Origin of the sequence: Bradyrhizobium sp. ISRA430 (assembly GCF_029909975.1) — a bacterium.
In the GTDB taxonomy this organism is placed as follows: domain Bacteria; phylum Pseudomonadota; class Alphaproteobacteria; order Rhizobiales; family Xanthobacteraceae; genus Bradyrhizobium.
This window is the reverse complement of record NZ_CP094516.1, coordinates 6868189-6890948: the sequence shown is the minus strand read 5'-3', so window position 1 is coordinate 6890948 and position 22760 is coordinate 6868189. Positions and strand designations below refer to the sequence as shown.

The 22760-nt window shown below is 57.6% G+C and carries 24 protein-coding genes; 13 read left to right on the top strand and 11 right to left on the bottom strand.

Annotation, left to right across the window (positions count from 1 at the left end):
• Positions 1-180: 180 nt before the first annotated feature.
• From MTX21_RS32770 to MTX21_RS32730, 9 genes are read right to left on the bottom strand one after another with little or no spacing between them, the layout of a single operon-like run.
• Positions 181-456, bottom strand: coding sequence for a flagellar biosynthetic protein FliQ (locus MTX21_RS32770; protein WP_025038819.1), 276 nt, complete (start codon positions 454-456; stop codon positions 181-183).
• Between the two features lies 1 nt (position 457).
• Complete coding sequence (gene sctR, locus MTX21_RS32765) at positions 458-1123, bottom strand: type III secretion system export apparatus subunit SctR (RefSeq protein WP_027563377.1); 666 nt, start codon at positions 1121-1123, stop codon at positions 458-460.
• Positions 1116-2171 carry a type III secretion system cytoplasmic ring protein SctQ gene (gene sctQ / locus MTX21_RS32760; RefSeq protein WP_280968692.1) on the bottom strand — a complete coding sequence of 352 codons (1056 nt, stop codon included), beginning with the start codon at positions 2169-2171 and terminating at the stop codon, positions 1116-1118. The genes sctR and sctQ overlap by 8 nt, the downstream gene beginning before the upstream one ends.
• A 57-nt stretch (positions 2172-2228) precedes the next feature.
• Entirely contained in the window at positions 2229-2765 is a 537-nt protein-coding gene (locus MTX21_RS32755; RefSeq protein WP_280968691.1) for a hypothetical protein, read from the bottom strand.
• The gene (gene sctN, locus MTX21_RS32750) at positions 2741-4096 is read right to left on the bottom strand and encodes a type III secretion system ATPase SctN (protein ID WP_280968690.1); all 1356 of its coding nucleotides are present in this window, start codon (positions 4094-4096) and stop codon (positions 2741-2743) included. The genes MTX21_RS32755 and sctN overlap by 25 nt, the downstream gene beginning before the upstream one ends.
• Positions 4093-4716, bottom strand: coding sequence for a type III secretion system stator protein SctL (sctL, locus tag MTX21_RS32745; protein WP_280968689.1), 624 nt, complete (start codon positions 4714-4716; stop codon positions 4093-4095). The genes sctN and sctL overlap by 4 nt, the downstream gene beginning before the upstream one ends.
• A complete protein-coding gene (locus MTX21_RS32740) occupies positions 4713-5333 on the bottom strand; it encodes a nodulation protein NolU (protein ID WP_280968688.1) in 621 nt (206 codons plus the stop codon). Before MTX21_RS32740 ends, sctL begins: the two co-directional genes overlap by 4 nt.
• Before the next feature lie 19 nt (positions 5334-5352).
• Positions 5353-6192, bottom strand: a complete 840-nt coding sequence (gene sctJ / locus MTX21_RS32735; RefSeq protein ID WP_280970868.1) for a type III secretion inner membrane ring lipoprotein SctJ — start codon at positions 6190-6192, stop codon at positions 5353-5355.
• A 32-nt stretch (positions 6193-6224) separates the two neighbouring features.
• Complete coding sequence (locus MTX21_RS32730) at positions 6225-6746, bottom strand: nodulation protein NolB (protein WP_280968687.1); 522 nt, start codon at positions 6744-6746, stop codon at positions 6225-6227.
• Positions 6747-6937: 191 nt separating this feature from the next.
• Here MTX21_RS32730 and MTX21_RS32725 point away from each other — a divergent pair, with 191 nt between their 5' ends.
• The 10 genes from MTX21_RS32725 (at position 6938) to MTX21_RS32680 (ending at position 17229) form a co-directional block, all read left to right on the top strand.
• Positions 6938-7639 carry a secretin N-terminal domain-containing protein gene (locus tag MTX21_RS32725; RefSeq protein ID WP_280970867.1) on the top strand — a complete coding sequence of 234 codons (702 nt, stop codon included), beginning with the start codon at positions 6938-6940 and terminating at the stop codon, positions 7637-7639.
• A gap of 1530 nt (positions 7640-9169) precedes the next feature.
• Positions 9170-10969, top strand: coding sequence for an HrpF/NolX family T3SS translocon protein (locus tag MTX21_RS32720; protein ID WP_280968686.1), 1800 nt, complete (start codon positions 9170-9172; stop codon positions 10967-10969).
• 510 nt (positions 10970-11479) lie between these two features.
• Positions 11480-11668: a hypothetical protein gene (locus tag MTX21_RS32715; RefSeq protein ID WP_280968685.1), complete on the top strand. Its 189-nt coding sequence runs from the start codon at positions 11480-11482 to the stop codon at positions 11666-11668.
• A 178-nt stretch (positions 11669-11846) separates the two neighbouring features.
• Entirely contained in the window at positions 11847-12143 is a 297-nt protein-coding gene (locus MTX21_RS32710) for a hypothetical protein (protein ID WP_280968684.1), read from the top strand.
• A gap of 37 nt (positions 12144-12180) precedes the next feature.
• Positions 12181-12447 (top strand): nodulation protein NopA, encoded by a 267-nt coding sequence (locus MTX21_RS32705; RefSeq protein WP_280968683.1) that lies wholly within the window; start codon positions 12181-12183, stop codon positions 12445-12447.
• 115 nt (positions 12448-12562) lie between these two features.
• Positions 12563-13453, top strand: a complete 891-nt coding sequence (locus MTX21_RS32700; protein WP_280968682.1) for a hypothetical protein — start codon at positions 12563-12565, stop codon at positions 13451-13453.
• 33 nt (positions 13454-13486) lie between these two features.
• On the top strand, positions 13487-14026 hold the full coding sequence (locus MTX21_RS32695) for a hypothetical protein (RefSeq protein WP_280968681.1): 540 nt from the start codon (positions 13487-13489) through the stop codon (positions 14024-14026).
• Between the two features lie 2 nt (positions 14027-14028).
• A complete protein-coding gene (locus tag MTX21_RS32690; protein ID WP_122405455.1) occupies positions 14029-14451 on the top strand; it encodes a histidine kinase in 423 nt (140 codons plus the stop codon).
• Positions 14452-14459: 8 nt separating this feature from the next.
• The gene (gene sctV, locus MTX21_RS32685; protein WP_280968680.1) at positions 14460-16577 is read left to right on the top strand and encodes a type III secretion system export apparatus subunit SctV; all 2118 of its coding nucleotides are present in this window, start codon (positions 14460-14462) and stop codon (positions 16575-16577) included.
• Positions 16578-16683: 106 nt separating this feature from the next.
• The gene (locus tag MTX21_RS32680) at positions 16684-17229 is read left to right on the top strand and encodes a tetratricopeptide repeat protein (protein ID WP_280968679.1); all 546 of its coding nucleotides are present in this window, start codon (positions 16684-16686) and stop codon (positions 17227-17229) included.
• A 987-nt stretch (positions 17230-18216) separates the two neighbouring features.
• Here MTX21_RS32680 and MTX21_RS32675 read toward each other — a convergent pair.
• Positions 18217-18567 carry a hypothetical protein gene (locus MTX21_RS32675; RefSeq protein ID WP_280968678.1) on the bottom strand — a complete coding sequence of 117 codons (351 nt, stop codon included), beginning with the start codon at positions 18565-18567 and terminating at the stop codon, positions 18217-18219.
• A 127-nt stretch (positions 18568-18694) separates the two neighbouring features.
• On the opposite strand from MTX21_RS32675, the gene MTX21_RS32670 reads away from it, so the two are divergent.
• Complete coding sequence (locus MTX21_RS32670) at positions 18695-18859, top strand: hypothetical protein (protein ID WP_280971194.1); 165 nt, start codon at positions 18695-18697, stop codon at positions 18857-18859.
• Here the strand turns inward: MTX21_RS32670 and MTX21_RS32665 are convergent.
• Positions 18831-19016: a hypothetical protein gene (locus MTX21_RS32665; RefSeq protein ID WP_122405457.1), complete on the bottom strand. Its 186-nt coding sequence runs from the start codon at positions 19014-19016 to the stop codon at positions 18831-18833. The two genes, MTX21_RS32670 and MTX21_RS32665, sit on opposite strands and share 29 nt — an antisense overlap.
• Positions 19017-20264: 1248 nt before the next feature.
• Between MTX21_RS32665 and MTX21_RS32660 the strand changes: the two genes are divergently transcribed.
• Together MTX21_RS32660 and MTX21_RS32655 are read left to right on the top strand one after the other, a co-directional pair.
• A complete protein-coding gene (locus MTX21_RS32660) occupies positions 20265-20975 on the top strand; it encodes a hypothetical protein (RefSeq protein ID WP_280968677.1) in 711 nt (236 codons plus the stop codon).
• A gap of 430 nt (positions 20976-21405) precedes the next feature.
• On the top strand, positions 21406-22758 hold the full coding sequence (locus MTX21_RS32655; protein WP_280970866.1) for a pitrilysin family protein: 1353 nt from the start codon (positions 21406-21408) through the stop codon (positions 22756-22758).
• Positions 22759-22760: the final 2 nt, after the last annotated feature.

The following is a 22760-nucleotide window of genomic DNA, read 5'->3' as shown; positions in this document are numbered from 1 at the left end:
TCTTCCTCCGAATACGGCAGGCTCATAGAGCCGAACAGGACAGTTCGGATGTCTATCCGTCTCATAATAGTGAGGCGAGCTTTCGATAAGCTGACGAACTCGCCCTTTTGTGGTTCACAATCAAGGCCAACAAACGCGACGCTATAGCTGAAACTTAGACAGGCTTGCGTTCCGCGCGCACTAATACCTCGCTGTGAGCGCGGGGAACTCAGTGAAGATATGCTGGGCTTGCTCGATCAGCGGCGCGCTCAGGACCGGGGCAAACAGAACGAGCACGGCGACGACGACGAGGAGCTTCACGGTAAGCGGCAAGGTTTGATCCTGGAGCTGGGTTGCTGCCTGCACGATGCCAATACCCAATCCGGCCACGAGGGCTGCCAGGAGCGGCGGTAGAACCCAGATCATGAACAGGACTAATGATCGGCTCAGGTGGGTAAGGATGCTGGCCTCGTCCATCTCACCCCCCCGGGGATGCGTAGCTTAAGACCAATCCGTGCATGAGCCGCGACCAGCCGTCGATTGTGACGAACAGAAAGAGCTTGAAAGGAACGGATATCATTGTTGGTGATACCATTGACATGCCCATGGCCATCAGAATTGTCGTCACAATCAGGTCGATCGTGATGAACGGAAGATAGAGAAGGAAACCGATTTCAAACGCACGCTTAAGCTCCGAGATCAAAAAAGACGGCACGAGGATCGCAAAGTCATCGGCTGTTGCGTTGGCGCGCATCTCCTCCGACCAGATATGTTCAGTCGACGACAGGAAGAACGTGCGCTGCTCCTCAGTGGTGAACTTTTTGAGATGGGCGCGCAGCGGCTCGCTGCCCTCCTTGGCGGCGGTCAACCAGTCATCGGCGGTTTGGTAACGAAGTTGCGTATCGGTCACGCGGTTGTAGGTTTGCTCGAATACTGGGGCGCCTATGAACACGGTAAGGATCAATGCAGCACCATACAGAACGATGTTCGGTGGTATGGACTGAGTGCCGAGCGCGTTGCGGATCAGGAAGAGAACGACGGAAACCTTGATGAACGCCGTTGTTGTGACAACTGCGAACGCCAGCAGGCCAAGGCCGGCGGTCGCCGCAACAAGCGCAAGGATGCTCGGTTGAATGTCAACCATTGACCGCCAACTTGCTAAGTAACCGGATGCCCAACGCTTCACCGACACGTACGATGTCGCCGCGGCCGATCAATTGACCATTGGCAACAATATCGACCGGACCGTCCACCGGCCGGCCAAGCTCGAACACGTGCCCCTCGTTGATGCTTCTCAACGTACCCAGCGGGATGGGCCAGCGGCCGCATTCGAACACAAGCGTGATCTCAACACTGTCGATGTCGGCTTCCGAGGGCGGAATTGCTTGTTCAGCTTGGGGGCGTATCGTCATATTTGCGTACCTTAGAGGATGGGACTGCAGGCGGAATGGTCCCCGAAGGATAAGTCTGTCGCCCGCGACCTGCGCCGGCGCCCACAACTTGTCCGCAGCGAAGATGAGCTGGCCATGGGCAAAGGGAATGACGTCGGGCAGCAGTGCGTCGCCGGGCTGTGCTTGGCGAAGAAGCTTGATGGGCGCGCGCAGCGAGCCGATCTCTCTCGCAATTACGACCGGCAATTCCGAAGAAATCTTGCCTAAATCTCGCGGTAATTCGCCGATCAACTCGCCTAAGACACGAAACGCAGACGGAACCAGACCGTCAAGAGGCGCGAACAAGAACAGGCGGGCCTTGGCCGCCAGCGGCCCGAAAGTAACGTCGAACTCCAAATAGGGGTCTTTGGCCGTTGCGTCTTCGACGCAGATCAGCTGCAAATTCCGCGCGAGCACGGTCTCTAATGGAGCGAGCCAAGGTTCCAGTGCAAGTTCGAGAAGAAGCGAGCGGGTTGGGTCGGAAGGTAAAGTAAGGCCATACTGGACCGTTGAAATCAGTGCCTCGACGAGAAGGCGGGGCAAGGACAACACAGCGGTCTCGCCTCCGGCGCAAAATACGCAGTCGAGCATCGATATGGCATATGGCTCGGCCTGCCAAACAAGCCGGCTCATACGGATCGATAGCGGCTTATCGCCAATGCGGCTCTGCAGAACCGCGCGCGGTGCGGCGATCTCGTTGAGCCAGGAGACCACTTCATGCGACAGCTTTGCCGCTGGCTGAAATAGTGCGGGTTCACCCATGGCATTTATCGACAGGTTCCGCGGGCGCAGCTCGCGACGTGATAAGAGAACCAGCCATTAGTTTGAGCCACCGACCGCCTGGCTGCGCGAACCAGCCTGATATCGGAGCAAAACCTCATCGTCGGCATCGATTTCGGCTGCAAACTCCGAACGGACAGCGCTAGTGCGCTGGACATCGCCCTCAATCTCCTGCCATTTCTGGCTCGCCGCCGAACGCTTGGCCCATATGGTCCGCGCTTCATTCACTGCCCGCTGGGCCTGCTCATGCGCGATGCGCGCCTGCTCACGCGCCTGGCGTGCCGATTCGATCTCTGCCGCCAGCCGCCCAAGGACGAGTTGACAGCGACGATCGAGCTCGGTCACGGACACCATCTCGAGCGACGCCAGCTCCTGATAAAGTTCAGCTTCGGCCTTGGCGCGACGATTCTCCGCGCCTTTAAGATTCTCAGACGCTCGCTGCAGCGCTGCGACCGCAATTTGGCGCCTGTCTTCCATGTTTGACAACTCACGAAGCGCGCTTCGCTCTCTCATGTCTTTCACCAGCCGCAATTTTGACGCTTGCACGAGATTCAGGCCGTCAGACGCGACATCCATGAAACGGTCTCCTCAAAGCTACACGGCTCGTCCTGTCCCTGGCGCAAGAATGCGCGCAGTTCCTCGATTGACTCGATTGCCCGATCAGTCAGTGGATCGCTGCCCGGCTTGTATTCACCGACCTTGATCAGGAACTCAGCCTCATTGTAGCGCGAGAGCAGATCGCGGAAGGCGGATGCCGCCTTGCGATGTGGACCAGAGGCGACCGCATCCATGACACGACTTCGGCTCGACAGCACGTCGATGGCGGGAAAATGCTCTCGCGAGGCCAGCGCGCGCGAAAGAATGATATGACCATCGAGAATGCCGCGCGACTCTTCGGCGATCGGATCGCCCGTGCCGTCACCTTCGACAAGCACGGTATAGAATGCCGTGATCGAGCCCCGCTCGCCCATACCGGCTCGCTCCAACAGACCAGGAAGCAGCGCAAAGACGGAAGGAGGAAAGCCGCGCCGGGTGGGAGGTTCTCCGGCCGCAAGACCGATTTCGCGCATCGCACGGCTAAAGCGCGTCAGCGAATCCATCATCAGAACGACTTGCAGCCCTTGATCACGAAAATACTCGGCGAGTGCGGTCGCCATATGAGCGCATTGCGCCCGCTCCATTGCCGATCGATCGGATGTCTCAACGACAACGATCGTGCGAGCGAGGGCATCTCCAATATGACGTTCGATGAATTCACGCACCTCGCGCCCACGCTCCCCTATGAGCGCAACCACGGTGACATCGGCGGCCGCGCCCTTTACAATTTGCGACATCAGCGTCGACTTACCGCAACCGGCATCTCCATAGATTCCGATGCGCTGACCTTCGCCACACGTCAGAAGTCCATCCAGAACGCGAACGCCGAGCGGAAACGGCTGCTCGATGCCACGCCGCCTCATCGGGTTGGGCGCCTTGCCGCGGAGCGGACAAGTGTGGACCGTCCTTATCGGCCCCTTGCCATCGAGGGGACGGCCGAAGCTATCGATCACGCGGCCGAGCAGGTCGGGCCCGACTGACACCTCCTGCATGCGCCCGGTCGGGAGCACTTCCGCGCGGTGGGACAAGCCTACCATATCGCCAATGGGCGTCAGCAACACCCCGTCCGGCAGCAAACCGATGACTTCCGCCTCAAGTGACCATCCGGAAGCGTGATCCTGCAATAGGCAAAGTTCTCCAACACGGGCCCCTGGCAACACGGCATGGAGCAAGGTGCCGATCGCACGCGTGATCCGTCCCCGCACGGCACGCGTATCGACATCCTTTGCTGCGAATCTCAGAGATGCTATCGCCGCATGCACATCTCCTTCTCCGCCGGCTTGATCATGGCCTGATTGTTGCGTCGTCACGGATAGCTTTCCTGAGAAGATGGATTAAGGGCGAGACGCAATGTGCGGAGCTGCGCGGTAAGTCCTAAATCGACACTACCGAACTCACTCCACAGAACGCACTGGTCCGGCCCCACAGCAGGGTCCGGATCAATTCTGACTTTCGGCCGACCATTCGTTCCATCGAACGCCAGGAATTCATGTCTTAGTGCATCAGCGTTCACAGGAGACACGTGAAGGCATACTTCTGCGCTGCCATATCTTTTCTCGACAGCGTGACGAACGGTCCTTACCAACATCTCACCCGGATCAAAGGAGCCCAACAAATCGGTCAATATCTCAATGACGAGCTGTGGTAACTCCTGTTGCAGAACGGCTTTTCGCGCGGCCACATCGGAAGCAGCTCGGGCAATCAGCTGTGCCATTTCGTCCGAGCCTGACCTTAGACCCTCGCAGTGCCCGCGCTCCCGCTCCTGCTGATAGGCCTTCCTTGCCCAACTGCGAACCTGCCGCAGGTATCGCTCGGCTAGCGCGCGCGTCTGCACCGCATCGTACCAGATGCCAAGTTCCGCGGCTGGTATGAGCGGACCGAGCGGCCGTATCTGCGGGCTATATGGCAAGACTGTTTCATTGGCCGTCATGCCGCTGGCTCCTCCGTGGCCAAGTGGGCCACCACCAAAGACAGTAACTGACCCGCTGAGTTGTGGTGTTCGGCTGCTGGAGATTCGGCGGTGGTCCCCACAGGTAAGCGGAGAAGAACGCGCACACGGTCAAGCTCTGATGCGTTCTTGAGCCAAGCGCCAAGGCAGGCAAATCCGTCATTTTCAATCTGGCTCGCGAGCTTCTCCGGATCGTCAATCGATGTGGTTGCGACGGCGCTGGATAAGTGTCGGATTGCGAAAGCATGTGCTTCGGCACCAATATTTTCGATCAGAATCGCTACATCATGCCTTGACACAGGCTTCAGCACCGAGCGGGCATGCCAGATACTGCCAGCGAGCAGCGCCGCCCGACGCGGATCATGCCCGAGCAGAACGTCACTACCCCAGTCGGTTCCGTTCGAAACCAGCTCCCTACCTAGCAGCAATTCGACCAGTCTTTGCTGCAGTCTTGGAGACTTCTGCAACTGCAGCACTGTGGCGTCCGACAGAAGCCCATCAAGATGGCCGGCAAACCGGCTGGGATGGATCAAAGCGGCAAGCTCGCGCAGGCGATCGGAATGCGGGTTGAGTGAATAACTTGGGTTAGTGGATGCCATCGATACGGACCTGCTGCCGCTATTTCGGATCGGAGGAGAGCTTTTTGCCGGCGGACTGGACCGCTGGCTTGCTGGCATCTCTGCCGAAACTTGTCACTTTGCGCCAGGATTGACGAAGCTGTCGCCCACGTGTGCTCAGCAGCACGTAAGATAGAATGCCCAACGCGGCGAGCCCACCTCCTGCACCGATCGCAATGTGGGTTGCAATGAACTTGGTTGGTTCGGCGGAAGCTGCCGCTGGCCCAACGGAGACCTCATGCTGAGCCCGCTCAACCGGCACGAACACGACCGCCACCTTGTCGTATGATAGACCTTCGATGCTGTTGGCGACGAGCATCTTGATCTGCGGCAGCAAGGCTGAGAGCTTCGCGTTCGAGGCGTATCGAATGAACACCGACGCCGAAGACGGGGTTGCATCCTGTCGCAAAAGATCATTCTTCGGCAGAACGACATGAACACGGGCGGAGAGAACCCCATCGATATCGTTGATCGTGCGCGACAATTCTTCACTGAGAGCATAGACGTAGCGGGCTCGCTCCTCAACCGGAGAGGCAACGAGGCCCGCCCCCTTGAACACCTCACCAAGGCTCTTGAAGGGTTGGCGCGGCAAGCCCTGGTCATTCAGAAGCTCGATTGAGTAGGCTAGCTGCTTTTCTTCCACCTGAATTGTGCTGGTCCCATCCTTACCGACAACACGGATGGCATCGACACCCTTGCTCAGGAGCAGCCCAAGCATCTCGTTGGCTTCGCGCTCTTGAACTTTGGTATACAGATCAGCTTTGCAACCGGCGAGGGTCAGCAAAAGCGGCAACAGGACGAGAGCATGAAGCCGCTTTCTTGCGGGACAGCCGTTACAGATCTTGTCTTTCGTCAAGACAGCCAACGGCCCGCTCAGCCCGCCGATAGAAGCTTGTTCAGAGATGAACTGACAGCACCTGTCCCCTTGGAAAGGAGCGAAACCTGGATGACGCCGTTGTAAACATCCCGCAGATTCGCCAGCGCCGAGTCGAAATGATCCGCACCTTCCGGTTTGCCCGCTGGATGTACCTCGACTTGCTGTACACGCAAGACTGGTTGCGCTGCCGGCCCAAGCTGGAGACTCTTGGTAGGATCAGGCTCGCCGACGAGCGTCGGCGAAACTGCACCCGACGGAAATGGTTTGCCCTGATGGATAGCAGAAATGCTCTGAAGGACACGATCGCCGAGCGGGCTCGGCGACATGACTGCGCGCTGCACTTCCGGCAGCAATGGAGCTGGCGCGCGCTCGGTCACAGAAGAGGCGGCACCTTGGTTCGAGGCCACCTGCGCAAGACTCTCATCAAACTGGGCGTGTGCCGGCGAACAGCCGTTGGAGGCACACTCGACGGAGTTGGCAGGGATCGACGTAATGCCAAACAACATGGAGGAAATCATTTCTGTCACGTAGTGAGGTGAGCCCGTCAGTTCACACGAACGGGCCGGCACCCTAGAGAAGCAAGCTGACCAAAAACTGACGAGCAGCTGTCATCTAATGATCACGGTCAGCTTCCAATTTTCGACGAAGCAGCGGCTTCCAAATTTTGGGACGAATTCCAGTGCTTGTTCTCGAGCGTAAAATAGCAGGAATGCTCATTCCATCTACAAGGCGGCACATCTTGAAGAAACTTCTCTATGTTGGTGTTTTCATTTGCTTGGACGTGGTCGAGGCGCTCGGCGCCCCCCTGGCGTTGCCATCGACGCCTTATAGTTACACAGTTCTGGATCAGGACCTCGCGGCCGCACTGCAGGAATTCGGCAACAACCTAAATATCAGAATCAATGTCAGCACCGGGGTGAAGGGGCGGATTCGCGGGCGAATGCCCGATCTCCCACCGCGAGAGTTCCTCGAACGGTTGATCAATCTCTACAATCTTCAATGGTACTACGATGGGCTGGTGCTCTATGTATCCGACGCGCATGAGGCGCAAAGCCGCCTTTTGGTCTTGAGTCCAATCAGCTTTGATGCGCTCAAGGCGGCACTCGATGCGCTCAACATCTCCGACGAGCGTTACATCGTGAGAGCCGTCCCGGGAGATGGCCTCGTCTTCGCCTCTGGTCCACCCCGCTTTGTCGCGCTTGTGGAGCAAACACTCAAAGGACTTGCGGCGGAGGCACAGGCACGGCGAAACCCGAGCGGTGGCGAAAAGCCACCGCACGAGTCGGTTTTGATGCTGTTTCGGGGATCCTCCAGCGTGGTCATTCGCGAAGGACGACCGAATGACGCTCCTCCGCCGGAGGCACCACATCATGACGGCATGGTCCACCTACCCGATGCAGGTGAGAAATGACCTGATGACAACAGATCGCCTACGAAGAGGTGTAATGCGTCTGTTTATGCCCTCTGTCAGCTTTTCGAAAGCTACTGCTGCCATTGTCAGAGCGCGGATATGTAGATGGCCGATGCCGCAGGGCGGCGCAATAAACGTCCTGGCCGGAGCCACGGATGCGAACCAGAGTCCTGGCCAGCAGCATCGGCGACCGTGCTTTGCCGCTTTAGCGCCTCGTGCGACCTTTGCGAGCTTTTGAACAACTCTACGAACTCTGCCATGCAAATGAGCTTCGTCCCAAAAGAATGAAAGCCCCTCCGTTGTCCAAAAGGAGGAACAGGATGGACTTCAACGCGCTAAGCCCCGCGGACAACAGCCCAGCGTCCCACTCGTCCTCGTCGCCCGCCGGTCCGAGAGAGTCGCATTGCATAAAATACCCGAATACAGCCAGGACCTAATTTGGTAGGAACTCGGAGGCAGATCATCGCGTGTCGAGCCATCATTGAGCGGCGGCGAGCGGACCAATTCCTAACAGCCCCGCTCAGCATCGCGTGGACGCCTCCGATTTCGGCCACGACCTTGTGGCAAGATCCGGGTCACCTCACGCTGGACCGTCTCAAGCGGAGCTCGCGTTGCCCGCACGGGTTGCTCCGCCGGAACTTGGAGATTTCGCCATGGCGAACGGCCGTCGCGCCAGGGACGAGTGGATCTTCACTGGCCAAACCGCTACGCCTGCTCAGATCGAAATGCTAAGAAGCCGCGATCTCATACCGACCAGGGCTGCCCGGACAACCACGTTCACCATGCTGGGTGTGCCTCACAGGGCGGAATGGCGAGAAGGAGGTTTTATTCGTCTCAAACCATCGCTAGACTCTGACCTTTGGCCTGTAGGTTCGAGCGAACACTCGCCAAGCGGATAAGCATGATGACATAAAGAATGCCAGGCGCAGCTGAGCTTCGATCCGCTCGGGGCAACATGGTCCACACAATACCGTCGGACTCTTTCGAGCATCTACGCCAGTCAATCTGATACGATCATTCTGTATCTGGCTCATCGGGCAGACGCCAACGCTCTCGTTGGGCGCAGACGCGAGGTCGCTAGGCGTGGGTGATTTCACTATAAGATGCTGCGGAGACCTGCGATGTTGTTGCAGGAATCAGCGCACGTGACCATCCGCAGAGCGGCAGACTCGGGTTCGTTAATTCGACCTAGTTGGCGTGGACGCGAGCGATCGAGATATAACAGGCAAGCCGATTCCGATATCAAGAACCATGACCGCCTTTCACACTGTCATTTCGCGTCTCGTTATGAAACCTCTGAATGCCGTCAGCTTTTGGAAAGCTAATCGAACCTACCATAGGGCGTGAACATCTAGACGGCGATGTGCCTATAGATTGTAGCGGAACTGAGCGCTGGGACGCACTGAGCAATCGGAAGCAAGTGGTAGGTGCCATCGATCCTATCAACATTTATTGCTCATTGTTCGTCGCGATTCTCGGGCTGCGCCACATGACCGACTTGTGGTGCGATCTCAAATCAGAGGACGTATAATGTCAGTCAACAACCTGTCGCTAATCGCCAGCTCCACTTTGTCCGGGCTGGCGCCCGGGCCTTCATCGGCGCGGGATCTTTCAAATTTCGAGGCCATGCTGGCTAGTTTCTCGTTGAAAGACAAAGTCGATGACCATTCCGCACCGCAGGATCCGGCGGCTGCAGACTCAGCCAAGCAGCTGACGGAGGAACTCACGCAGGAGGTGCGGAACATCCTCCCGCCGGAGGTCAAGGCCGCACTGGACGCATGTCAGCAGGCGCCAGAGCCATCCTCCACTGAGTCCTCCTCCGCTGCGAGCGCACCGAAGATTGCAGAGGCACCCGTACAAAGCTCCAGGATCACGTGGAACAGCGGCACGTTGACTCATGCCGAGCTGCAGATTGTGTCGGTGCTGAACCGACACAAAGACAAATGCCCGCTGGATTGGAAATCTCTTGGAGATTTGGCCAACGATCCCTCCACACCACCGGATCTAAAAGCCGCGATCGAGGCTCTGCAACAGGACCCAGAGCTCTTCTATGCGATAGGCTCGCAAGGTGACGGCCGCTGCGGCGGGAAGATTAAAGCAGGTGATCTCTCCGGCTTCTCCGATCACCACCCTCAGGTTGGTGCGTTCCAGGAGCAGCGGGCAAAGAGCTATACGCAAAACTACATCCCTTCCGACGGCACCGGCAATGGCGAGCCATCGGTTATGACCCAGACCGATGCATTGCGCGAGCTCTATCGGTATTCCGACAACCTGCCTAAGAACCTGAGCCTTGCGGATTTCAAGCGGATCGTCGACGGCGAAGCCAAAACCGGCAAATGCCCGCCACAGGTCCTCGCGGCCGCTCAATACTTCCTCGATCACCCGGATGAATGGAAGCAGTTGTATGGTGGCTCGATAGACAAGGTCCACAAAGAGGACTTCCTGCAGATTGCTTCATCATCGATGAATCTCACGCAAGCCGAGCTCGATACGCTCAATACGATCAACAAGAACCAAAACGCTTTCTTCGGGAACGGTGATCTGACCCGGGAAAAGCTGGCGAGCATGGTCGATGATAAGAGCCTCACGCCCGAGGTGCGAAAGGCGGCCTCCCAGCTGCTCTCCGATCCTGTGTTGTTCGGGTTGATGAACAACGCGATTACGGGCTACAAAACCCACCATAAGTTCTTCGACTTCGGCGGCGGGCATACGGTCGATTCCGGCAACATCAGCAGCAGCGACTTCAACCAGTTCTTCAACAACATGTCGGGTGCGAACCGCACCGTCCACCAAGTGAAGACGCATGCCGTCCGAACGCCTGCCGAGCAGGACGCGGTCGCGGACATGACGATGGGCGTGGCAGACCAGCCCGACATCAAGTCTGCCAAAAAGAACGGTGGCGCCTTCATGCACGCACTTAATGACGTGCTCAAAGTTGGCTCTAAGGTATTCGACTGGGCCGCGACAGCAGTCGGTGTCCTTGGCTTCATTCCAGGTTTGGGTGAATTGGCCGATCTGGCGTCAATGGTGCTCGAAGCCGAGGCGCAAGCTGCAAATCTTCTTCACACTGCCATCAGTGGCGGCAACATAAAGCAAGCGCTGGAAGAAGCCGGGCTGAGCCTTGCGGCACAGGCGGTGGGCTGCATCGCCGGACCTGAGGTCAAATTAGCAATGCGAGAAGGCTTGGTGAAGCAGGCAATTCAAGAAGCCGCGACGGCCGGCATCAACCTGCCGGTTTCGGTGGCCCAGTCCTACGCGGAGGATTATTTGAATAACCTGAAGGCTCGCATCGAATCCGAGCGCTTGCAAGCTGCAGGCGCTTACGCCTAGGCGGAGCGACGCTATCTTCTCAGGATCACGCTGAAAACGGCGCTTGCGCGGCCTCCGCGCGGTTGGGCCTCTCTGCCGAGCAGTAGGTCGCGCAAGCTCCACCAACAAACTTGAGACCCCCCGAATCCGAGGAACTTATTTCGGCTCTTCACTGCGCACAAACTATGTTGGCCGCACTCGATCGTTCGAATCCGACCTCAAGCCCGGTCTGCCGCTGTGAAGTTCCATTGACTGCATACGCCGCCTGTCAACATCGCGATGCATTAACAATACCCGATAGACGGCCACAGCCGCGGAGCCAGCCGATTGCGCAAGGATCGAGAGCACATTGGTGCAAAGCGGTAGAGCCGAAGGGCTCTTTCTCGAGTAGCGGGCTCCTGCTCGGTCTCCCTGAAAGTGGGTCGCGATTGACGGATCTGCCATGGGCCCGCCAGGGCCGATGGACCGCTCTGGCCGCTGAATCGGCCGTCACTCTGGCTTTCAGCCTCGCTCCCGACGAGGTCAAGCTCCGTGCCGCATCGCCTGACCGCAAGCAAATTGTCGAAAGAGCTCGGAGGCATCGCAAGAGACATCAGCCCGAGATTGCAGCACGTTATTAGTGGTGGCTTTGATATTTCGCCAATTGAACGCTTTCGAAGCGATGAGCAACGTGCTCACTCGATCAAGCTCCACAAACGATTGTTTGTCTTAACCATCTGATCTCCAGCTTTCGCCGGCCATCTTTCAAATACGGTCTGCTGGTGAAGACGTTTAATGACGATCCACCATCGGCTCATTGTATTTTCTACGACTCGTCAGCTTGTCGAAAGCTAATACCTGCAGAGTGGAGGGTGGAAACTGCCTCGATTGGCACATCGAATTGACATAGGAGAACCCGATGCGCGTTACGAGCTCTGGCGCCGCTGGGCACGTTGATGCTGACCTCCATGCGGCTGGCGGCAAAAGCGGCGGCAAAAAAGCATCTCACAAGCCTGGCGAGCGCGACGATCATGGCCGATCGCCTGATGCAAACATTCCCGTAAACGGCGGCGCGTCCACTCCGGGCGGTAGCTCGCATGAAGCCGCTATGCAGCAAGCGTTCAACGTCGCTCTTGGAGCCGTTGCTCTCCAATTTGCGAATAGTGCAATGAGCCGTTTCGACGATGTCATGGCCGAGACAGAGGAGGATTCCTGACGTCGCATGTTGCGACGTTAGGAAATAGGAGCCGCACGTGGCGGCGAAATCGAGCAAACAGGAGAATAGTATGGGTAAAGGAGTTGGTGCGTCTGGTACCTCGACTGCAGGTGGGGCAGCCGGCACCGCTACTGCTGCAGCAGCTTCCACGGCTGCTGAAGTTGCTGGAGAGGCGGCATTCCAAAAGCAAATCGCCGCTCTGACTGCGACCAGCACAAAGGCTGCTGAGAGGGATGTGGAACTTCGCGTTGTCTCGACTGAGCTTTCGACTATCAAAAAAGCGGCCGATGAGCGGGTGCAGTAAGGGATGAGATGGGGCGGCGTCGCCGCCCCACTTTCCCCGGCTGCTTAGTCTGTGAAGTCGCAACGGGCCGTACGGTTTTGCCGTACGGTCCCGTTCGCTATTCAGGAAACTGACCGTGAATGAACCAAATTGCTTGCATTTCGAAGTGCTGTCGGGGGGTTATTCTGGGCTGACAAGTAAAGTGGGGATCGGATCGTGTCTGATTGGCAGCAGCCTCGATGCAGACTTAATCTTCGTCGAACAAGGCCTCGAACCGCACCATCTCCGTGTCACCCCGCATTCCAATTCAATCGAGATCGAGGCCCTTGCGAGGGACGTCAGGATCGAGGGGCACGAGACTGTTTTAGCGAATGAGCCCATTGTTGTCCCTCTTCCTGTCGTTTTGCATGCCGGGGCGATGTCCATTCGCTGGACGATCGAGGACTACAAACAACCTGGCTCCGTCGACCGCCGGCGTATATCGCTCGCCGTTCTCACTTTTGTCCTGATCAGCTCTGCCGCGATTGGCGCAGTCTCATCCAGTTTTGTCCAGACCGACACCACCGTGGCGTCAAGCCGGTCGTCCCCTGCTACGACCATTGCACCCACGCTGGCGCTCAGCGCTCCTGATGCTTTGGCCACCAATGCAGCTGCCGAGCGGCTGCAAGAGGAAGTTGACAGAGCGGGCCTTGTCGGCATCAAGGTCGGCTCTGGGGCGGGCGTTGTCACCGCCGACGGCACCGTTACGCCCGCCTCGCTCGCCACATGGCGAGACGTCCAGCAGCGGTTTGATCAAAATAGCAATGGCGCTTATACGCTTGTCAATGCGGTCGCCATCAAGGTTGAGAAGACGCCCCCAGCAATTGAGGTCCAAGCTGTTTGGCGCGGGAGCGAACCCTATATTGTCGTTGCTGGTCAAAAGTATTTCGTCGGCGCGCTCTTGAGCAATGGATGGACCGTCTGCGGGATTGAGGAAGGGCGTGTTTTGCTGAGCCGGGATGGTCGGCTTGCCACCCTACCCTATTAGCGTTTTAGGCCGCAGGTAAGGAAGCAAAGTGCCATGACTAGGCTGCCCCCGAATCCCGTCAAGCCTGGCACCTCTTTTCAGGAGCCAAACGTCGATCATCATGCATCTGCCATCACGCCCGTTAGTTCTCGAGGCAAGTCCATCGGGATTGATCGGACGCGTGGCAATGATAACAAGAGCCACACCTCAATTTCTCGTCACAGCGACGTGCTGGATCCGTTGGTGGACGCCACGATCGAGAGCGCGCTCGAGCTCAGTTCGATCGATGCAGTTTCGCGCGTCAATCTCGACGAGGCGCGCGCCCCGCCAGGTCAGGTCGAGCCAGGCTCGGAACCCGCTTGGCTTAATGAGCCCAATCTCGCGCACGGTCTGCTCTCCTTCGTGACGCCGCGCTTACGTCATTCGCATGTTCTGCGTCCAGAGCAACACGGCCTTCTTCTGGAGCGTTTGGCTGATACGCTATCAGCCGCGCCAGAGGATTTGGTGTCACGTGAAGGGGCCGCGCTTCTGCAACTGGAGCTGCAGCAATTAATCCTGCTCCGGCAGAGTCACAACGGCTTGATCAAAGTCTAGCGATGGCCGGGCCAGACAAAGTGCAACACTTCACATCTACACAGCGCGTTTCCGAAGCCGGCGCTGTCGAGCTGATCTCCGGGCCGGAGCGAGATTTGCTCTGCGTGCTTTCTTATGTCTACCTTGCGTGCGGACAGAGCGCCAAGAGCCTGGCTCTGTTGCGGCTGGTCGCTCACGAACAGTCCCAAGACATCGGCCTGCTCCGCATCCTGGCCTACGCTCTCATCTCGGAGCGTCGCGGTGACGAAGCACTGTCGGTATTGGACAAGCTTGATAAACTGGATGACGAGCCATCTTCGTGTCTGCCCTTGATGCTGATGCGCAGCCACGCCCTGCGTCACGCTGGCCGCATGACCGAAGCGCAAGCCGTCTTCAAACGCTATGTTTTGTTGCGGGGCAGCACAGCTGCAATCGAACAACAATAAGGCTTCTCATGGCCAACCTTCTACGAAATCTCATCACGCGCGCGCCGGCTCACCCGGATTTGATGGTCGCGTTGATGCTTCTTCTGGCGATCGGAATGATGATCATGCCGATCCCGATCATCGTGATCGATATGCTGATCGGCTTCAATCTGGGGTTTGCCATATTGCTGTTGATGGTAGCCCTGTATCTCAACACGCCGCTCGACTTTTCGTCCCTGCCGGGCGTCATCCTGATCTCCACCGTCTTTCGTCTTGCTCTCACCGTTGCAACGACGCGACTGATCCTAGCCGAGGGCGATGCCGGCAGCATCATCCATACGTTCGGCGATTTCGTCATATCCGGCAACATCGCCGTCGGCATTGTCATATTCCTGATCGTGACCATGGTGCAGTTCATGGTTCTCGCCAAGGGCGCCGAACGGGTGGCGGAGGTATCGGCGCGCTTCACGCTCGATGCGCTGCCGGGCAAGCAGATGGCGATCGACGCGGAGCTGCGCAACGGCCATATCGATCAGCACGAAGCCCGCAGCCGGCGCGGCGCGCTGGAGCGAGAAAGCCAACTGCACGGTGCGATGGACGGCGCTATGAAATTCGTGAAGGGCGATGCCATAGCCGGACTCATAGTCATCTGCATCAACATGCTGGGTGGCATCACGATCGGATCACTCTCCAAGGGCATGTCCCTCGAGGAGGCGATGCATCAATACACCATCCTGACGATCGGTGATGCGCTCATTTCGCAGATTCCGGCCCTGCTGCTGTCAATTACCGCAGCAACCATTGTTACTCGTGTCAACGGTCCTTCCAAACTCAATCTCGGCGCCGATATCGTCAACCAACTTACGGCCAGCACACAAGCGCTACGCTTGGCCTCCTGTGTCTTGCTTGTGATGGGGCTCGTTCCTGGCTTCCCTTTGCCCCCCTTTGTCATACTGGCCGCGCTCTTCTCCGCCGCCAGCTTTCTCAAGGTTGGCGTGCAAGAGGGCAAGACCGCTCCCAAAGCCGGCGCCGGTCCCACCGGTTCGGCTCCCGCTTCCGCACAGGGTCAGAAGCAAGCCGTGCCCGCGGAGGCACTTCCAATTACGCTGTTGCTAGCGCCGAGCCTGATGCAGGCAATCGACGTAGGGGAACTCGAGCAGTGCGTCGCTCGGGTTTCGGCACTGGTTTCAGCTGATCTTGGCATCACAATTCCACGCATTCCCGCCCAAAGCGCAAAGCACCTGGCCCAATCGCAATTCCGGGTGGATGTCGAAGGAGTGCCCGTGGAAGAGGGCGCCATTGACCCTACACAACTCTTACTTAACGACGACGTGGCGAACATTGATTTGAGCGGGATCCCCTTTTGGCACGACCCAGACACGAATCGGATCTGGATCAAACAAGTCCATGCGCCTGCTCTCAAAGCTGCCGGAATAGGGCACCACCGTCCGAGCGAAATCATCGCCCTGCGCGTGCAGTTAACGTTGACGCGCTATGCACAGCGCCTGGTGGGCATTCAGGAAACGCGTCAGTTGCTTGGCCGGATGGAGCAGGAATATGCCGATCTGGTGAAAGAGGTGCTGCGCACGACACCGATCCCTCGCATCGCGGATGTCCTACGTCGCTTGCTGGACGAGGGCATCCCGATCCGGAACACCCGTTTGGTTTTGGAGGCGCTTGCAGAATGGAGCGAACGGGAACAAAATGCCGTACTGCTCACCGAATATGTGCGCTCCGCTCTGAAGCGGCAGATCTGTCACCGCTACGCCAACGCCCATCGTGTTGTGGCGGCTTTTATCGTCGAGCGCGAGACCGAGGATATCGTGCGCAGTGCGGTGCGCGAGACCGCTGTCGGTCCCTATCTCGTTTTGGAGGATCGGCAAAGCGAGATGCTGCTTTCACAATTTCGCCAGATCCATTCGAGCATCGCACGCAGTCAGAACCAGCCAGTTATCCTGGGCTCGATGGATATCCGGCGCTTCGTCCGCGGCTTTCTCACCCGCAATGGAATAGACCTACCTGTTCTCTCCTATCAGGATCTCGCCTCGGATTTCACCGTCCAGCCGATTGGCTCCGTCAAACTTGCGCCCGGCAAGGACAAGACTCCTACAGGCGGGCATCGTGACCTCCTCCCTGCGGCCGGCTGACGAGCACAGGTTTGGGGTCGTGAGGACGCTTATGAATTCATGTAAGATTAACGTTCTGCGGCGCTGGCGTAATTTTCGTCGCCATTCGTGCTCGGCCTTTCTCCCCATGCTTGCCATTGTGCTGCTCGCGGGTTGCGTTAACTCGCACAAGTCGGGTCTTTCACAGCAGCCGACGTCTACGGCAGAACTGGTCGGGGCCAAGGAGGTCGATCCAGCTATGCGCGAGCGCATCGCTCACGCCCTCGGTCGGGATGCTGACGAGGAGGCTTTGCGCGATGCACTGAAGCAACGACCGGACAATGTTGATGCCGCGATTCCTCTTGCGCGGGCTTTGCTGGCACGCAAATGCCCGAATGATGCGCTTGAGGTGCTCGACGGGATCTTATTGGCAGCCCCTGGCGACCTGCGCGCATTGAATGCCAAAGCAGTTGTTCTCGATCACGAGGGCCGACATCTGGAGGCCCAAGAACTCTACCGCCAAGCTCTCGCAGCGGAACCCGCAAACCCGATGCTGCGCAATAACTTCAAACTGTCCCTCGCCCTTGAAGGTAAGACGGAGGCCGGCGGCGCCAACCCAGCACCGCAGGCGGACGGCCGGCACTTCGCGGCGCTATCTCGAACGAGCCAATGCGGGAGCGGATCGGAATGGTGACGTCTTGATGCTAAGCTGTCAGCATACCGACAGCTAGGCTTACCATCAATGCGGAACACTCAATCGGCGGCAGCCCTCGCGACCTCGTCGATACAAATGGGAGGCTTCATGTTTCAGCGCACCAGCAATTTATCCGATACCAAATGCGCTTCCGAGGCCGATGAAATGAGAACGAGCGCGACTAATGACCGGTACTACGCGCATCGCCAAAGATTCGCCAGATATACTCTCCTTCCTGAATTCGGCGCCATCGAGTTTCTCCTCTGATTCATTTTCGGCTGCAGTCCCGCCATACGCGCTGGTTGACGAGCCACCGGTGGTTGAGATCTCAAGATCTTCATTCGAGAACAAGCTGACGGAGTTTTATGGCGGAGACATAGAGCATATTGCTGCGAATCCCCAGCGATACCCTAGCTCGGGTGTCCCGAAAGGCTCAACGAACAGCGGACGTTGCGTTTTGCTTCGGCACGAAGTCTGGTTCGGAGAAAGCGCGATATTTTCAGCTATCAGCTCGAGAACAAGAGCGCCGGGCCCTGAGAACGGAAGCCGGAGGTCGCCCGAGTGAGCTGTTCAAGCGCAAAAATGATTGGCGCGAACAATTTCCTGGGTGAGATGAACTCACCTCAATAATAGATTTCCGGGCTACTCATCCGCTTGTCGATAACGCGGGCGATATCTTGCTTGAACATCAGCTCCGGATCGACGGCAACGAACCGCTCGTCCTCTCTCACTCTTTCAATCCGGAAGCGAAAGCCCGCGCAGCAGCGTTTGGCTTGTTGAGGTAAGTGACTCGATGATGGTGCTTGATCCCACCAAGCACGAGGACAAATGGAAAAAGGATGCAAATGGCAACGAGCGGGTAAACCGCCTTTGTATCTTGCCGCAACTGAAGACAATAGCGGCAATGCCAGGTGTACCGAGAGTGCGGCAAAGCCCGCGAACGATCCGTATGATGATGAATATGACTTTATGTAGAGCGTACAGGCTCTACACGAAGATAACCCACGTCATTGGCCAGATCGACTTTGGCGAGTCAGCCTCGCATCTCATGCCCTTCGCCATATAACTCTTGATCAATGATTTCTGCATCCGCAGGAGATGGCGGAATTGCGCTTTTGATAAGCCGGAGTTTCCATTTTCCTTGCGTGGCGCAACATCGGATCTTCCGGCTGGCCAGCGCGCGCCGACATTCATCAGGCGATCATACACGAGCTCCTGGCGGCTAGCAGATTTACTCGGCATGCCCCTCTTACGGTCGGCTTTAGGGCTTAATGTTTGCACGGCACCGCGACGAACGGTGCCGAACCAAGGAGTTCTTCTTGCCGAATGCGAACGCATCATCCCTCCGGGCAACGTAACGGCGCCCTTGGCACAGCGTCGGCGAGGGCGGAAGCAATCCACAGAGCTGAGCTATCCCGTGGCTGGACGAGGGCCCGGGATGTGCTGGCGGAGATGATGAAGCTGTTTGAGCGTTCTATTCGAAGCTCCCGCCGATGAATTCCCAGCGCGGCCGCTTGCGCGACTGGATCGTTTGGCCAGCATTGCCTTTCATGATCCGACCTATTGGCCAGATGGTGGATTCTTTTCATCGTCGAGCGCAATCAAGCAGGACGTGCAGCAGAACAACTGAAGTATCTCTCGATCTCCGCGATCGCGCGTTCCTCCCACTCTGCAGCTTGCGCTAGCAATGAGTCCCGTTGGATTGGCCGAAATGCGGCGGACTGACGGCACAACGAAGCTATCGCGCGATAGCGGCGCACGTTTTCCATAACGGCCGGTCCGGTCATGTGTGGATCTCCTCCCCTGCTATCCCGGGCAAGAACTTGCTCGAAAACCGTTTTCGATCCGTTAGCGGTCGGAGTGGAAGCCGTGAATGGTTGGCAGAACCTTGCCGGCATGACAGAGGCCGATAATGAATGTCTTCCACAAGGAGCACATCCACATAAAACCCGGCTCGGCAGTGCTCCATCCGGGCGCTTCTGCACCCCGTTGGCTCAGTTTATTGGTTGGATAGCGGAGTTAGCAATAGCTAGCGCGAGCGAGGCACGTTTCGGCTTGCAATCTCAATCAGGATGACTGTGAACTGGCCTGTCGTTGGAATCCTCACTAACTAATTTGAGCAATCCGTTTATTGGTGATTTGAATGACAGAGAGCCGGTGCTTTGTCGCCATCCTTTTGCCTCCATAAACAGCAAACGGCACGCAACTGTGACTTCCTCCGTCTCATCGAAGCTAGCGAGATTGAGCAGTTGTTTACCTCGCCGGTCGACAACCGAAATGCTGCTTAGCGACGGATCCTCTCAATCGCGCAACCCTAGGCAATCTACCAGGTCGCGTAAGCTTATCGCATAAGCTTCTGATTCTCTTCCGTCGCTCCGTTTACTTGATTTAGCGGTGCGCTTGCGCGGCGGGAGTGCACAGGGATTTCACCGAGAATTTAGCGGAATCGAAGAAGGCCAGAGAGATACTCATCGATACTCATGATGAGGTGTTTCATCCGTGCACTCCCTTTCAAGGAAGTCGTATCGCCGCAACTGCCGAAAATTAAAGGGCTATGGGAACGAGGCTAACGTTCGGGATCCACTGGGACGCAGACTACCACCATTGGTCCACACCCGATTGATGCCGGGGACTCCCATCGGATGCCACGTGTGCCGCTAATTGTGCTTCAAAACGTGCCGCAGTCCTACCCCTCAATATGCGGCGTCGTGGATCTGCTGAAACTATCGTGCCTGTCAGCATGGCGGCCCGCCAGAGCGCCCCTCGCGAGGTCAAGTGAGGCCGTTTTAGACCCGCAACTAGCAATGACAAGTGTCCCTGGTTTTGCGGCCGTGTGGATCACAAAAGGCTACTGCGCCATTCAAGGGGACACTGCAGCCAGCCGAAAGACCTCTGGCCATCAGCCTACCAAAACAAGGAGACGACGGCCTCTTGTTTGTAGCATATGCTCTGCGAGCGTACGGATGACACGAGCGTACGGATGACAACAATTGTGCGCCGGCGCGCTCGCATCCTACGCGTTTAGGGGCACTCGGATGATCACGCCGTTTCGACGGAACTGGAGTCCAAAAGAATTATTCAATACTCTTACGCCAGCGATGTTCGCCGCCGAGCCGTCGGCTGTCCGCGCACGTTGGGACAAATTGTGGCCTGATCTGTACACCGAATATGACGCCCGGTACTTGAAACAAGAATTAGTGGCGAGAAATCTTATCGCTTCCGATGAAGCTGCCGCATTCTTCAACGCCTGGGCGATTGACGAAGAGCGCCACACCGACGGATTCATCCGGATCATTGAACTTGTCGCTAATGGATCCAAAAAGAATCTTCGGGAGAGATTGGAGGCTCGATCTCATGATTTTGGTCCGATCGTTGAACACCTGAAGGACGAATTTTCCCTAATGGTTATGATCGCATTTGATGAGATGTGCACTTGTCGCGCCTATGCAGCAGAAAAGCCGTTTTACGACACACTTGGGAACAGCATGTTCCATCATTGGCTGAGGGAGGTAATTGCAGACGAGGCGGTCCACTCGATGAACGCCGTTAACGTTATCCGCGCGCGCTATCGCGACCGCATTAGCCAAGTCGGCACAATTCTCGATAACCTAATCCGCGCGGCCGATAATCTACGCTATTCTGGCACCTTCGTCCTCGACTACTTCGGCGCAGTGTACTCCAAGGAGCTGCTCGCCGACTCCCGCCTCGCGACCATGAGAAATATTGCCAAGCCATTCATCGTGTAGAGCGAGATGTGTAACCGCGAGCCTGCGGAAAGTTGCACCGACGTCATACCGCCGCTCAATCCACCCCTTCTGCAAGTTTTCCATTCTGCCAGTTGACGCCAAGTCATCCTGACGCGTCGTGCGTAAATGTCGTGTTCACGACACGTCGACGGTTCACCTTTTGCCAGGATGGTACGCGCCAGTTCTATTTTGTGTCCAGTTGGCGTGCGCGCGGCCGTGAGTACGCCCCTCCGGCAATTGGTCCGGTCTTTGCTCTGGTGTTTGGCAAACGACGCGCGGCTCCCCGCTTTGTCGGATTTGTCCACCATGAACGTGGATCAGTATGGAAGATGCCATGAAGAATGGGATTTCGGTCACCGCCAAGGCAGGAGGTACTGCCGCTAATGCCTCTGGCTCGACGACGCTCACCGCGCTGGCGGTCGAGCACAGAATGGATGATAGCACTGACTTATATCTTCCTGAAGGGGAGAGCGTCTTTGCCGACACGGTCAGATCGGATCGACCAGCTAGCTTCACGCTTCAGAACGGCCTCCAGGTGGTCGTGATCCCGGATCATCGCACACCCGTTGTGACTCAGATGATCTGGTATAAGGTCGGTTCCGCCGACGAGCCGCCTGGCAAATCGGGGCTTGCGCATTTCCTCGAACACCTGATGTTCAAGGGCACCTCGAAACATCCGGCGAATGAATTCTCCAAGGCCGTCCTGCGCGCCGGCGGAAATCAGAACGCCTTCACCGGGCTCGACTACACCAGCTACTTCCAGCACGTGCGGCGCGAGCACCTCGGCAAGATGATGGAATTTGAAGCCGACCGCATGACCGGTCTCATTCTCAAAGATGAGGACGTGCTTTGCGAGCGCGACGTCGTGCTGGAGGAATTCAATATGAGCGTCGCCAACAATCCAGGTGAACGTCTCGCCGAGCAGATGATGGCGGCGCTTTACCTCAACCACCCCTACGGTCGCCCCATTATCGGGTGGCGCCAGGAAATCGAAAAGCTTACCCGAGAGGACGCGCTTACCTTCTACAAGCGCTTCTATGCACCGAACAACGCGATCCTGATTGTCGCCGGCGACGTCGCCCCCAAGGAAATCCGCTCGATGGTGACGGACACATTTGGCGGCATCCCCGCGCAAGCATCGATTCCCGTGGAACGCCTGCGGCCGCAGGAGCCGACGCCGGCCGCGCCGCGCACAGTGACGTTGGCCGATGCCCGCGTCGAGCAGCCCGCCCTGCACCGCTATTATCTTGTACCATCGGCTCGCACCGCGGCCGCCGGCGAGGGTCCAGTGCTTGACGTGCTCGAGCAGTTGATGGGCGGCGGCGTCAACTCATATCTCTATCGCTCGCTGGTGGTCGAAAAGCAGCTCGCGGTCACTGCCGGAGCGACCTACCACTCTGCCGCGCTCGATCCCTCGCTATTCGCGATTTCTGCCGTACCAAAACCCGGCGTCAAACTCAGCCAGATCGAGCGCTCCATCGACGAGGTAATAGCGGACATTGCGGGTAATCCCGCGAGCACCGAAGATCTCGAGAGGGTCAAGACGCGGCTGATCGCGCGGGTAACCTACGCCCAGGACAATCAGGAAATGCTCGCGCGCTGGTATGGCCGCGGCCTGACAACGGGATTATGCATCGACGATATTCGGGGCTGGCCGGACGGTATCCGCGCGGTCGGTGCACAGCAGGTGCACGAGGTCGTGCGGAAATGGCTCGACAAGAAACGGTCTGTGACCGGCTATCTGATCAAAGATTCCACCCCAAAACACGGGGAGAAGCTCTAATG